The 13,905-nt window shown below is 64.5% G+C and carries 7 protein-coding genes; 6 read left to right on the top strand and 1 reads right to left on the bottom strand.

Annotated features, from left to right (window positions below):
• The first annotated feature begins 18 nt into the window (after positions 1-18).
• Together CRO23_RS22315 and CRO23_RS22310 are read left to right on the top strand one after the other, a co-directional pair.
• Positions 19-2,919 (top strand): condensation domain-containing protein, encoded by a 2,901-nt coding sequence (locus CRO23_RS22315; protein ID WP_097102951.1) that lies wholly within the window; start codon positions 19-21, stop codon positions 2,917-2,919.
• 47 nt (positions 2,920-2,966) lie between these two features.
• Positions 2,967-4,199 carry a YncE family protein gene (locus tag CRO23_RS22310; RefSeq protein ID WP_016929407.1) on the top strand — a complete coding sequence of 411 codons (1,233 nt, stop codon included), beginning with the start codon at positions 2,967-2,969 and terminating at the stop codon, positions 4,197-4,199.
• 57 nt (positions 4,200-4,256) lie between these two features.
• On the opposite strand, the gene CRO23_RS22305 is transcribed toward CRO23_RS22310, so the two are convergent.
• Entirely contained in the window at positions 4,257-6,539 is a 2,283-nt protein-coding gene (locus tag CRO23_RS22305; protein WP_097102949.1) for a TonB-dependent siderophore receptor, read from the bottom strand.
• A 283-nt stretch (positions 6,540-6,822) separates the two neighbouring features.
• On the opposite strand from CRO23_RS22305, the gene fes reads away from it, so the two are divergent.
• From fes to entS, 4 genes are all read left to right on the top strand, one after another.
• Complete coding sequence (gene fes, locus CRO23_RS22300) at positions 6,823-8,202, top strand: enterochelin esterase (protein ID WP_079449972.1); 1,380 nt, start codon at positions 6,823-6,825, stop codon at positions 8,200-8,202.
• Complete coding sequence (locus tag CRO23_RS22295; protein WP_028127805.1) at positions 8,177-8,383, top strand: MbtH family protein; 207 nt, start codon at positions 8,177-8,179, stop codon at positions 8,381-8,383. The genes fes and CRO23_RS22295 overlap by 26 nt, the downstream gene beginning before the upstream one ends.
• Positions 8,384-8,415: 32 nt before the next feature.
• The gene (locus CRO23_RS22290; protein WP_097102948.1) at positions 8,416-12,360 is read left to right on the top strand and encodes an enterobactin synthase subunit F; all 3,945 of its coding nucleotides are present in this window, start codon (positions 8,416-8,418) and stop codon (positions 12,358-12,360) included.
• Between the two features lie 175 nt (positions 12,361-12,535).
• Complete coding sequence (gene entS / locus CRO23_RS22285) at positions 12,536-13,804, top strand: enterobactin transporter EntS (protein WP_016929402.1); 1,269 nt, start codon at positions 12,536-12,538, stop codon at positions 13,802-13,804.
• Positions 13,805-13,905 lie beyond the last annotated feature (101 nt).

The following is a 13,905-nucleotide window of genomic DNA, read 5'->3' as shown; positions in this document are numbered from 1 at the left end:
GGCAAAGGAGATAACGCAGTGATCGGTGATTTTGACAGCATTCTGAGCGATGAAGAGGCCCAGCGGCTGGAGAGCGCGTTTCAGGCGCTGGGCGCGGGGGCGGCGAACGGCGATCGGCCGGTAAGCGAAGCCGAAGAACGAGCATGGTTCGCCCATCTGCAGCAGGGCGGTGCGCACGGGCAGCGGGCGCTGGCCTGGCGCCTGACGGGGGACGTGGATATCGCCCGGCTGGCGGCGGCGCTGCAGGCGCTGGTGCGGGAAACGCCGGGCGTGAACGTGCGTTACGTTTTTGATGACGAAAACGGTCTGGTTAAACGCGCCGCCGATTCTGCGCCGTTGCCGGTGAGCCTGCGTCAGGTGGCGGATGAACAACACGCCATGGGTTGCCTGCTGCAAGCGCAGGCGGCGCCATTTGAACTGGAAAGCGAAGCGCCGCTGCGCTGCCTGCTGTTGCTCACGTCGGGTGATGACGTGATTTTGGGCGTGGTATTGCATGACATTCTGGCGGAAGCGTTGCCGTGGCGCCACCTGCCGACGATGCTGTCCGCCCGTTATAACGGGGGTGCGATGCCCCTGTCTTTCGTGGCGGAGCCGGTCGAGCCGGCGGAAATCCCGGAGCCGCAACTGCCCTGGAAGCGCCAGGCGGTTTCGCTGCAGGATTACCGCAGCCCGGCGCAGCGTGCTGAAGCCTTGCCGCCGGTGGGGGGGCGCGTGGTCACGCGCATTGCGCGTTCGCTGTTACCCGCCAACGACACACCGCGGGCCTTGCTGGCGGCGGTAGCGGCGCGGTTTGCCGAGTTCGTCGCCGCGCAGGCCGGTGGGCAAGCCGTGCAGCTGTGCGTGCCGACGGCGGAGACGGCGGAGTGCATCGGTCTGGAGCTGGGGCTGACGGCGGTACCGCTGATGCGCCTGACCGTGCTGCATGGCGAGGGCGACATCGGGCAGCGGCTGCTGGCACAGACCGTGGCCGAACAGCCGGATCCGCAGCGGGCGCAGCTGCTGGTGGCCTGGCGTGACGATCTGGCTGCGGACTGGCGCATGGAAGGCGTTCACGCCGAACGCCTGTTGCTGCCGCCGCTGCATACGCCGTTTGAACTGGCGCTGCTGTTGGGCTTGCCGGAGGCAGAAACGCTGACGCTGGAGCTGGTCACCGACCCGCGCCTGTCTCCGCACGCGGCGCCTTTCCTGCTGGAGCAGTTCAGCGCGTTCCTGGCCGGGCAGCGAATTACCGTCGCATTGCCGGCGGCTTCCCCGGCGATGGCCGCGCCGGCGGCGAACGGCGACGCGGACGAAAGCGTTGCGCCGCTGATTTTGCAGGAGTTTCGTGAGGCGCTGGTGGCCCCGGAAATGACCCTGGATGAAGACTTCTTCGATCGCGGCGGCCATTCGCTGGTCGCTACCCGGGTGATTGGCCGCTTGCTGAGCCTGCATCAGATCGAAATCAACATTAACGATTTGTTCAGCCATCCGACGGCGCGCGGGTTGGCGGGCTATGCCAAACGTCTGAACGTTGCGCAGCCGAATGCCGCGCTAGCCATCGCCGACGATCATGATCGGGCACAGGCGCCGCTGTCGCTGGCACAGGAATCGCTGTGGAAGGTGTATGAAGCCTTCGGCCATGACGAGATTTTCAACCTGCCGTTCTCTCTGCGCTTCTTCGATGCGGTGGATGAAACGGCGCTGCATCAGGCGTTTATCGACGTCATGACTCGTCATACCGTGCTGCGTTCACGCTTCGTCGAGCAGCAGGGGGAGGTGGTGCAGGTCGTGGTGCCGGCCGCAGAATTGCCTGATTATCAGTGGTTCCGCTTCTCCCACGAGACGCCGGCGGGTAATGCCGCCGCCCTGTTGGCCGACGCCGGCCAGCATCGGTTCGATCTGGCCGCCGAGCTGCCGCTGCGCGCCACGCTGCTGCGCGATGCGGACAACGGCCAACAGCTGCTGTCGCTGCTGTTCCACCATGTGGTGCTGGATGAATGGTCGCTCAACCTGATGATGGACGAGTTGGGCGTCGCCTATCGCCATCGCGTCGTCGGCCAGGCGCCGCAGTGGAGCGGGCAGCCGCCGCAGTTCCATACCTTCGCCCGGCAACAGCGGGCTTCGGGAGTGCAGCAGCAACATCTGGACTACTGGCTCGATGCGCTGCGCGGCGCGCCGGTCGGCCAGCCGATCTTCCGGCAAGAAGCGTCCACCCACCCGGCGGTGCCGGCGCCGGCGGACGTCAACGGCGGCTGGCTGGAGTTCGAGGTCGATCCTGCCGTGGCGGAAGGCCTGTATCAGCTTGCCCGCCGCAACAACGCGTCGCTGTTCAACGTGGTGTATGCCGGGATTACCTCGGCGCTGCGCCTGCTGGGCGGCCCGGCGGATCTGCTGGTGGGCACCTCGACTTCCGGCCGTAACGACGCCGAGTTCTTCGATACCGTCGGCTATTTCACCACCGTGGTGGTGCACCGCGTGCGCTTCGACGAGGGGCTGACGGTGTCCGGATTGGTCAGCCAGGTGAAAAACACCATCAATGGCTCGCTGCCGTACACTGACATTCCGATCGATCTGGTGGAGGAAGGGCTGTTCGGCGTGGACGCCGACCGCAAGAACCACATGTTCGAAGTGTTTATCCAGATCCACAGCCGCATCAAGCTGAACGGCGAGTTCCGGCTGCAGGACGGCAGCGCGATCGCCTACCGTCAGGTGGAGCCGGAGAAAGCCGAATCGTTGCTCGGCCTGCAGTTTGAGGTGATGGAAGACGATCTGGCGGGGGCGAAATCCCTGCGGGTGATGATGACCTACCGCCAGGATCACTACAGCCGGGAGCAGGCCAATCTGATCGCCGACGGCGTTCAGCACGTCTTTACCCAGTTTGCGCAGCACATCGCTGGCGATATCGCTCTGGCGGCGCTGCCGCCCGGGCCGCAGGCATGACGTTGTTTCACTCTAACCGAAAGCATGATTTTCAAGGAGATAAAAGGATGTCTGGAACCCTAGCAACCCCGCGCGCGTTACTGTCGCTGCTGGTGGCGGCCTCTCTGGTGGTCGCCGGCGCCGCGCAGGCCGACGATGCCGGCATCAAACCGCAAGACATCAAGCGCCAGGCGCTGTCGTCGACGGTGGTGGAGATGGCCTACAGCACCTCGCAACAGGCGCTGTTCGTCAGCGCGCCGGATTGGAAGGAAGAGGCGCGCTCCCGCGTGCTGCGGCTGGATCCCAACACCCTGGCGATCAAGGCGGAGATCCCGCTGCAGGTGAAAGGCTTCGGCGTGGCGCTGAACGACGCTGGCAATCGCCTGTACCTGACGCAGGCCTTCAACGGCGAAGTCGGGGTGGTGGACACCACCACCAACCACGCGCTGGGCAGCATCAAGCTGCTGGACAAGGCGGTGCTGGAGCAGGCTTACAAGCAGGCGGGCATCAGCGGCAAGCGTCTGGATTTCCTGTTGGCGGAGCTGAAGAAGTTTAAAATCACCGAGGACTACCTGTATCGTCTCCGCGAGATCAAGTATGACGCGCAAAGCGGCCGTCTGTTCCTGCCGGGCCTGGGTTTCGGCGTCGACAGCGTGCTGTACGTGGTCGATACCAAGGCCGGCAAGCTGGAGAAAGTGATCCCGGGCTTCGGTTACAACGCGGTGGGCATCACGCTGGATGAGAAGGGCCGTCGGGTATTCGTTTCCAACATGCAGGGGCAGGTGATCACCCTGAACGCCGACACGCTGGCGATCACCGCCACGCACGAAGTGCAGGCCGATCAGCTGCTGAACCTGGTGTATGACCCGGCGGGAAATCGCCTGCTGGGCGTCGATCAGGGCATCGATCGCGACGACTACCGCAACCATCATCTGGGGCACGACTACGTGAAGCGCAGCAGCGGCCACCGGGTATTTGCGCTGGATGCGGACAGCGGCAAGGTGCTGGCCAGCGAGCTGACGGATGAGGTGCCGATCGGCCTGTTGCTCGACGAGCGCAGCCAGCGGCTGTATGTCGCCAACCGCAAAGGGGTACGCGTGGATCACGGCGCCGGGACGCTAACGGTGTTTGACGCCAAAACGCTCAAGCGTCTGCAGACCGTGGATTTGCCGCCGCACCCTAACAGCCTGGCGCTGGATCCGAAAGGTGACGCGCTGTTCGTGACGGTGAAAAACGACGGCGCTTCCACCAAGGCCGGCAAGCCGGAAAGCGTGGTGCGTATTCAACTGCATTCCAACTAGCTGAATATAAATATAAAAAAAGGGCGCCGCGGCGCCCTTTGTCGTTGGAACATGTCATCAGAAGTGGGTGTTGATGCTCATGTAATAGGTACGGCCCGGTTCGTTGTAGGTAGCCGCGCCCGCGCCGGCGATGTTGATCGCGCCGGTGTTCGGATCGCCCACGTTCTGCGCGTTGCCGGCGCGGAACTGGCGTTTGTCGAACAGGTTGTCGATGCCGGCGGTGAGGCTGACGTTTTTGGTCAGGTCATAGGTCGCGCTGGCGCCGACGACGGCGTAAGGGCTAACCTCACGGGTTTCGCCGCCGGTGGCCGGTTTACCCTGGTAGTTGTACTTCTTCGGCTTCTGACGGCCGTACCAGGTCAGAGTGGACTGCATCGACAGATCCTGCGTGGCCTGCCAGCTGAGGGTCGAGTTGACGGTAAACTTCGGGATCACCGACAGGTAATCGCCGGTGGTCTTGTTCTTGTTCTCGATCATGTAGGTGGCGTTGTTGCTCCAGGTGACGGTCTCGCTGACCGGCACGTTCAATGAGCCCTCCAGCCCCTGCACCACCGCTTTCGGTACGTTTTCCCACTGATAGACCGCCGTGCCGGTGCTGCTGGTGGCGATGCGCGAGTTGCCCGCTTCGATCTTGTTGTGATAATCGTTGCGGAAGTAGGTCACGCCGGCCAGCCAGCCGTCGTTATGGAACTCCAGCCCGATCTCTTTGTTGACGCTGGTTTCCGCCTTCAGATCGTCGTTGCCGAGCAGGTAGCAGCCGTTTCTGGTATCGCTACCGGCGCATCCCTGGCCTTTGCTGTACAGCAGATAGTTGCCGTTGGTCTGGAACAGGGTCGGGGCTTTATAGGAACGCGCGATGCCCATCTTCAGCGTGAAGTAGTCGCCCAGTTCCTGCGACAGGTTCAGCGCCGGGCTCCAGTTGTTGCCGGATTCCGAATGCAGATCGTAGCGCAGACCCGGCGTCAGCATGGTGGTGTCGGTCAGTTCAATGTTGTCTTCGGCGAACAGCGAGAAGATATGCGCGGAAGCGTAAGGGCTGCGCGTACCGGTCGTCATGCCGGGAATGGTGCCGCCCATCAGCGTTTGGCTGGTGGAGGTGCCGTCTTTCATCCGCTGCTGGGTCCACTCGGTGCCCAGCGTGGCGGTTTGCGCGACGCCCAGCTCAAACGGCACGCTGACTTCGCTGTGCGCCAGGAAGTCGTCCAGCTTGGTGGTGCCGAAACCGGTGTTTTTGGTGTCGAAGATGCCTTCGGTGCCGCCGGCCAAGCCCTCGTTCAGGCGGGTGTTGCGGGTGCGTTCGAACTGCATGTAGTTGTTGGTGCTCACGCCGTTGTCCCAGGCGCCGCGGTGGGTCAGGCCGAAGGTTTCACGGTAGATGCGGTTGGTCTCTTTGCCGTAGTTGCTCTGCACCAGGGCGTTGGTGTTGGTGTTCTGGGTATCGCCGGCGTACAGGTTGCCCTGGCGGCCATAGGCGTACTCGAACTCCAATGACTGCAGATGGGCGAAATCCCAGTGCAGCAAGGCGTCGATGTTTTTATCGACCACCCCCTCGCGCCCGGCCGGGACGCTGTTGGCGTAGGCGCCGACGCGTTCGGATTTATGCGATTCGTTAATGTCCCAGGCGTCGGCCTGCGTTTTGCTGTAGCCGCCGAACAGGCGGAAGCTCAGGGTGTCGCTCAGCGGGCCGGACAGGCTGAAGTCGGTGCGCTTGGTGGCGCCTTCCTGCTTGTGCTGCGGCACGTTGAAGTAACCGTTCAGCGAGCCGTGCAGCGCATCGCCGGCCTTCTTGGTGATGATGTTGACCACGCCGCCCGCGGCGCCGTTGCCGTAGCGCGCTGCGGCAGGGCCGCGCAGCACTTCGATGCGCTCGATCATTTCCGGCGGCACCCAAGCGGTATCGCCGCGCGAGTCGCGCTCGCCGCGCCAGCCCTGACGCACCGAGTTGCGGCTGGAGGCCGGTTTGCCGTCGATCAGAATCAGGGTGTTTTCCGGGCCCATGCCGCGGATATCGATCTGGCGATTGTTGCCGCGCTGGCCGCTGGTGGAGTTGCCGGTCAGGTTAACCCCGGGCATGGTGCGGATCAGTTCGCTGATGTCGCGCGCCGGCGGGCGTTTTTTGATCTCGTCGGCGGTGATGGTGGACACCCCCGGCGCCTGCAGGTTCTGCCGGGCGGCGGTCACGACGATGGTGTCTTCGCCGCGCGGCTTTTTCTCCGTGGCGCCGCTGTTCTCTTCCGTGGTGGTGGTGTCGGTCTGCTGCGCGGCGTTGGCGAACGCGGACGCGCCCAATCCCAAGCCGATAAGAGTGGCTAAAGAATAACGTGATAGCTTGCTTTTCATCTGAGTGTCCTACCTTGCTGCCATCCCTCGCCGAATGGGGGGAAGGGCGGTTGTAGTTTTTGTGTAGTCGAAATAGAAAATCGGCTGCGGCAAGGGATGCCATTGATGTATCCCCGATCCCTGTCCGTTGCGCGCAATACCAGCACGATCTCCAAGCCTTACACACTATTGCAAATGCAAATTATTATCAATAGTATTTGGCGTACAGTGCGTTCGGGCGGTGGCCGGCGATAGGGAAAAGTCGACGTTCCCGGTGCCGCCAACTACAAAATGGGTAGGCGTTGTGAATACAGAACTACAGTCAGAAAGCAGCAGATTATTGGCCAGCAGCAATGCGGGCAGTCCAGGGTGGTGGTTGACGGTGGCACGACGCGGTACGCCATGGGTAGAACCGGCGGGTAACGGCCGGTGGCGCACCACCTTCTTCTGGCGCGATCCTCAGGGATGCGAATTGACCTCCGCCTACCGTCGCGTGTGGATCAACATTAACTGCCTGACCGACCATCATCAGCCGAATCCGCCGCAAAGCCTGCAGCGCTTGGCCGGTACCGACGTGTGGTACTGGCAGACCGAGCTGAGCGGCGCCTGGCGCGGCAGCTACTGCTTTATCCCCTGCTTTGACGAACGGCCGCCGGCGTTCAGCGGCGACGATGCGCACGCCAACATGCACAACCTGCGTCACTGGTGGCACCAGGTGTTCGCCAGCGCTACCCCCGATCTGCTCAACCCTTATCGCTCCTGGCAAAGCGCCAGCGGCCACAGCGTCTCCGGTCTGCACATGCCGGATGCGCCACCGCAGCCGGTATGGCGCTCGTTCGACGAGTATGAGATCGCCAGCGGGCGCTGCACGCCGCCACTGCCGGCGCGTTTGCAGCGCCATACCTGGCAGAGCGAACGCTTGGGCAACAGCCGCGACGTCTGGATCTACACCACCGGCGACAGCAAGCCGGCCGAGCGCCCGCTCGCGATCCTGCTCGACGGCCAGTTCTGGGCGAAGCAGATGCCGGTTTGGGAGCCGCTGATGCAGCTGACCCGCGAGGGGGCGTTGCCGGAAGCGGTGTATGTGCTGATCGACATCATCGATCTGCCGCACCGGGCGCGAGAATTAACCTGCAAGGACGATTTCTGGCTGGCGGTGCAGGAAGAACTGATGCCACAGCTGGCCGACTGGGCGCCGCACAGCGACAAGCCGGCCGATACGGTGGTGGCGGGGCAAAGCTTTGGCGGCCTGGCTTCTCTGTACGCCGGGCTGCGTTGGCCGCAGCGCTTCGGCGCGGTGATCACCCAGTCCGGCTCCTACTGGTGGCCGCGGCGCGACATGCTGCAGCTGCCGAGCATTCCCGACGACGCCTGCTGGCTGATGCAGCAGGTAGAACGGCACGGCCTGGGCAACCACGGCGCGCTGAAGGTCTTTATGGAAGCCGGTTCGCAGGAAAAGCTGGTGCATCGGGTCAGCGGCGAAATGGCGGCACGCCTGAGCGACGCCGGCCATCGGGTGCACTACCGGGTGGTGGAAGGCGGGCACGACGCGTTGTGTTGGCGCAGCGGCCTGACCGATGGGCTGCAGGCGGTATGGGCTTCCGCTTTCGCCACCGCTTATCCGGCATCGGCGACGGCCACGGCACGAGGAACACATGGTGGAAAGCCTGAATCCGTTCGATGATCAACAGCAGCGCAGCCTGGTGCTGCGCAACGTACAACAACAATACAGTTTGTGGCCGGATTTCCGCGCCATTCCGTCCGAGTGGACGATCGTCTTTGGCCCGGCGGCGCGCCCCGCGTGCGACGAGTGGCTGGAACAGCATTGGCAAGATATTCTGCCGGTCGCAGCACGCGAGGCGTGACCGGCGCCAGGTAATTACGGGAGCAATAAGCAGTGTCACACACCCCTAACTCTCTCAGCGGCCCGGCGCTTGCGGGCGAATGGCCGCTGGTCGCGGCGCAACCCGGCATCTGGGTCGCCGATCAAATCTCCCCGCATCGCAATGCCTACGCGGTGGCCCACGCCATCGAACTCAACGGCCCCATTGCCGTGGAGCCTCTGCTGCAGGCCATCATCCAGGGCCTGGGCGAGGTGGACATGCTGCGCCTGCGTTTTGCGGAACGCGACGGCGTGCCGGTGCAATGGCTGGACGACGCGCTGGCGGTGTATGAGCCGGAACTTGTCGATCTGACGACGTCGTCGGATCCTGAAGCCGCCGCGCGCGCGCTGATGGACATCGATCTGGCGAGCGATCTGCGCGCCGGCAGCGGCGCGCCGCTGTATCGCCATGTGGTGATGCGTTTGGCGGATGACCGTTGGTTCTGGTATCAGCGCTATCACCATCTGCTGGTGGACGGTTTCAGCTTCACCGCCATCGCTCGCCGCGTGGCGGCGATTTATACCCACCTTTGCCGCGGCGATGCGCTGGAACCGACGCCTTTCACGGCATTCAGCGACGTGGTGGCGGAATACCAGGCTTACCGGGAAGCGCCGGCCTGGCAACGCGACGCCGATTTCTGGCGCGAGAAAGCGCAGCAACTGCCGCCGCCGGCCACGCTCTGCCCGCAGCCGCTGGCCGGGCAAACGCCCACGCCGCGCATCCATCGATTGGAACAGCGCTGCGATCCGCAGGCCTTCGCCGAACTGGTGCAGTGCGGCGCGCAGCAGAAGCTGAACGCCGCCGATATGGCGGTGGCGCTGGTGGCACTGTGGGTGTCGCGTCTGAGCGGCCAACCGAGCTTCAGCGCCGGTTTTATCTTCATGCGCCGCACCGGATCGGCCGCCCTGTGCGCGGCCGGCCCGGTGATCAACGTGCTGCCGATGGAGATGCACCTCGAGCCGCAGGCCACGCTGTATGAGGCCGCCGCCCGCATCAGCCGCGAGCTGAAAACGGTGCGCCGCCATCAGCGCTACGACGCCGAACAGGTGCAACGCGATCTGGGGCGCATCGGCGACGGCGAACCGCTGTACGGCACGGTCTTCAACTTCAAAATGTTCGATTACCAGCTGGATTTCGCCGGTATCGAAGGCATTACCCACGATCTGGCCTCCGGGCCGGTGCGCGATCTGGAGATTGCGCTGTTTATCGACGAACACCATCAGCTGAAGGTGGAGCTGCTGGCCAACGCCGAGCGTTACAGCCGTCAGGAACTGCTGGCGCATCTGCAGCGGTTGCCGCTGCTGCTGGCGCAGTTCGCCGCGCAGGCAACGTTGCCGATCGGCGAAGCTGACATGCTGACCGCCGACGATCATGCTCTGCTGGCGCGGGTCAACGACACGGCGCATCCGGTGCCGGCGGCCACGCTGAGCCAACTGCTGGCGCAGCAGGCGCAAATTACGCCGAACGCGCCGGCGCTGGCGGATGCGCATTTCAGCTTCACCTACCGCGAAACGCGCGAGCAGGTCACGGCGCTGGCACGCCAGCTGGTGGCGCAGGGCGTGCAGCCGGGCGACATCGTGGCGGTGGCGCTGCCGCGTTCGGTGTTCCTGTCGCTGGCGTTGATGGCGATCGTGGAAGCGGGCGCCGCCTACCTGCCGCTGGATACCGGTTATCCGGACGAGCGGCTGGCGATGATGCTGGAAGACGCCGCGCCCCGGCTGGTCATCACCAACCCGGCACAGCAGGCGCGCTTCGCCGACAAGGGCGAAATCTTGCTGTATGACGCGCCGCTGGCGGCCGATCATGCCGCCGGGGTGGCGATCGCGGGCCCGACGCCGGATCATGCGGCCTATATCATCTTTACCTCCGGTTCCACCGGGCGCCCGAAAGGCGTGCTGGTCGGCCATCAGGCGATCGTCAACCGCTTGCTGTGGATGCAGCACCAGTATCCGCTGGGGGCGGACGACGCGGTGCTGCAGAAAACGCCATGCAGTTTCGACGTCTCGGTGTGGGAATTCTTCTGGCCGCTGATGGTCGGCGCCCGGCTGGTGATGGCGCCGCCGGAGGCGCACCGCGATCCGCAGCAACTGCAACAGCTGATCGCGCAACACCGCATTACCACGATGCACTTCGTGCCTTCGATGCTGGCGGCTTTCGTGGCCGCACTGGACGACGACGCGGCGGTGGCGAACTGCGCCGCGCTGCGCCAGGTGTTCTGCAGCGGCGAAGCGCTGCCGGCGGAGCTGTGCCGCCTGTGGCAAAGCCGCACGGCAGTGCCGTTGCATAACCTCTACGGCCCGACCGAGGCGGCGGTGGATGTGACCTGGCATCCGGCCTACGGCGACGCGCTGGCGAAGGTGACCGGCGCCAACGTGCCGATCGGCCTGCCGGTATGGAACACCGGACTGCGCATTCTGGACGCGCGCCTGCGGCCGGTGCCGCCGGGCGTGGCGGGCGATCTGTATCTGACCGGCGTGCAGCTGGCGCACGGCTACCTTGGCCGGCCTGATCTGACCGCCAGCCGCTTTGTCGCCGACCCGTTCGGCGAGGGCGGACGGATGTATCGCACCGGCGACGTGGCGCGCTGGCTGCCGGACGGCGCGGTGGAATATTTGGGCCGCAGCGATGATCAACTGAAGATCCGCGGGCAGCGTATCGAGCTGAGTGAAATCGACCACGCCTTGCTGTCGCTGCCGGGTGTGCGCCAGGCGGTGACGCATGCGCTGGTGTTGCAGGGCACGCCGGTGGACGCCGGCGGCGATGCGCGCCAGCTGGTGGGCTATCTGGTGATGCAGCCCGGCGCGAGCTGGGATGCGGAAGTTTTGCGCGCGGCGCTGGCCGACCGCCTGCCGCCGCACATGGTGCCGGTGGCGTTGGTGGAAATGAGTGATTTGCCGCTGAGCGCCAACGGCAAGCTGGATCGCAAGGCTTTGCCGCAGCCGCAGGGCGGTGAGCGCAAGGCGGGGCGGCCGCCGCAGGCCGGGTTGGAAAGCGAGATCGCTGCGGTATTCGCCCGTTTGCTGCAGCGCGAGCAGGTGTTCGCCGACGACGATTTCTTCGCGCTTGGCGGCCATTCGCTGCTGGCGATGCGCCTGGCGGCGGAGTTGCGCCGCGATCTGGGCAAGGCGGTGTCCGTCGGCCAGGTGATGGTGGCGTCGCGCGTTGAGCAACTGGCTGCCTTGCTGGCGGAAGATCGCACGCAGGAAGAGGCCGATCGCAGCGGCTTCGACAGCGTATTGCCGCTGCGCGTCACCGAGGGGCCGACACTGTTCTGTCTGCACCCGGCGTCCGGTTTCTCCTGGCAGTTCAGCGTATTGCCACGCTATCTCGATCAGCACTGGTCGCTGGTCGGCATCCAGTCGCCGCGGCCGGACGGCCCGCTGGCGCTGAGCGAAGATATGGATCAGGTGGTGGATGCCCACTTGCAGACGGTGTTGCAGGTGCAACCGCACGGGCCGTATCACTTCATCGGCTACTCGCTGGGCGGCACGCTGGCGCAGGGCATTGCCGCCCGGCTGCAGGCGCGCGGCGAGCAGGTGGCGTTCCTCGGCCTGCTGGATACCTATCCGCCGGAGACCCAAAACTGGGACGTGATGCTGGACGACAACGTGTTGAAGGAAGTGCAGCGTGAGCGCGAGCAGTTCCTGGCGGTGTCGCAGGACACGCTCGATCCGGCGCTGGGTGAGGCGCGCACGGCGATGTTCGACAACATTGAAGCCAACTACGCCGATTCGGTGCGGTTGCTGTCGCACACGCGGACCGCCCGTTTCCACGGCCAGGCGACGCTGTTCGTCGCCAAGCGCACGCTACAGGACGGGATGGACGTGCAGCAAACCTGGTCGCAGTACGTCGATGCGCTGCAGGCGCACGAGCTGGACTGCGCACACGTCGATATCGTTTCGCCGGCGTCGTTCAAAGTGCTGGGGCCGCTGCTGAACCGGATCTTGCGCACGCTGTAATTACGCCCTCATCCCGCCGCCAGGCACGGGGATTGTCCCGCGTTTGGCGGCGTTTCTTGCGGTCGCTCACAATTGAATATCAATGAGTTTTATTATCATTATTGATTTCGTCATCTGTGCTAGCATAGCGCTCCGCAACTGCAGAATCCCCGTTTAAAGATGTGGTGAACAACCGATGAGTAGCAAACCCTCCATCCTGCTTGATTTCAGCCTGCTGAAAACCAACCGGGCTTTCCGCGCGGTGTTCTGCGCGCGCTTTATCTCCATTGTGGCGCTGGGGTTGATGGCGATCGCCATCCCGGTGCAGATCCAGGCGCTGACCGGTTCCACCCTGCAGGTCGGGCTGGCGGTGACGCTGGCCGGCGGCGGCATGTTCGCCGGGCTACTGATGGGGGGCGTATTGGCCGATCGCTATGAGCGGCGCCGACTGATTCTGTTTGCGCGCTCCACCTGCGGCGTCGGCTTCGTCGGCCTGTGCCTCAACGCCCTGTTGCCGTCGCCTTCGCTGGCGGCCATTTATCTGCTGGCGGTATGGGACGGCTTCTTCGGCGCGGTGGGGGTGACGGCGCTGCTGGCGGCCACGCCGGCGCTGGTGGGCCGCGAAAACATCGTGCAGGCGGGCGCCATCAGCATGCTGACGGTGCGCTTCGGCTCGATTCTTTCCCCGGCGATTGGCGGCCTGGTGATCGCTCATATGGGCATCGCCTGGAACTACGGCCTGGCGGCGTTCGGCACCCTGCTGACGCTGTTGCCGCTGCTGAGCCTGCCGCAGCTGATGCCGCCGCCGCAGCCGCGGGAACATCCGCTGCGCGCGCTGGCGGGCGGTTTCGCCTTCCTGTTCCAGAACAAGGTGATAGGTATGGTGGCGCTGATCGGCGCGTTGCTGACCATGGCCAGCGCGGTGCGCGTGCTGTACCCGGCGATGGCGGAAAGCTGGCGCATCGACGCAGCCCACCTCGGTTATATGTACGCCGCCGTGCCGCTCGGCGCGGCCATCGGTGCGTTCACCAGCGGGCGCGTGGCGCACGTGGCGCGCCCCGGTTGGGTAATGCTGCTGACGGCGATCGCGGCTTTCGCCTCTATTGGCCTGTTCGGTCTGATGCCGTGGTACAGCCTGGCGTTGCTGTGCCTGGTGGCGTTCGGCTACCTGAGCGCGCTGAACTCGCTGCTGCAATACGGCCTGATCCAGAGCCTGACGCCGGATAACTTCCTTGGCCGCATCAACGGCCTGTGGACGGCGCAAAACGTGGTGGGCGATGCGCTGGGCGCGTTGCTGCTGGGGGCGATGGGCGCCTTCATGCTGCCGGCGATGAGCGCCAGCGGTTTCGGCTTCGGCGCGGCGCTGCTCGGCATCCTGTTGCTGTTCGCCATGACCGGTTTGCGCCAGGTCACGCTGCACAAACCGGAGCCGCATAACGAGGCGCAACCAGCCAGCGAAAAGTAACGTCATGCGCTAATGCGACGCTGTGGGATCAAATAGCAATGCTTATCATCGGCATGCGTAAAACCCACAGCGTTTATGTCATGATTTCGAAATGAAAGAAG

Origin of the sequence: Serratia sp. JKS296, from assembly GCF_900215445.1 — a bacterium.
In the GTDB taxonomy this organism is placed as follows: Bacteria; Pseudomonadota; Gammaproteobacteria; order Enterobacterales; family Enterobacteriaceae; genus Serratia; species Serratia marcescens.
The sequence above is the reverse complement of the archived record's forward strand: the minus strand, read 5'-3'. Positions and strand labels throughout refer to the sequence as shown.

Coding starts and splice junctions, on each gene's coding strand:
- entS (WP_016929402.1), top strand. CDS start 12,536: ATGAGTAGCAAACCCTCCATCCTGCTTGATTTCAGCCTGCTGAAAACC.
- CRO23_RS22305 (WP_097102949.1), bottom strand. CDS start 6,539: ATGAAAAGCAAGCTATCACGTTATTCTTTAGCCACTCTTATCGGCTTG.
- CRO23_RS22310 (WP_016929407.1), top strand. CDS start 2,967: ATGTCTGGAACCCTAGCAACCCCGCGCGCGTTACTGTCGCTGCTGGTG.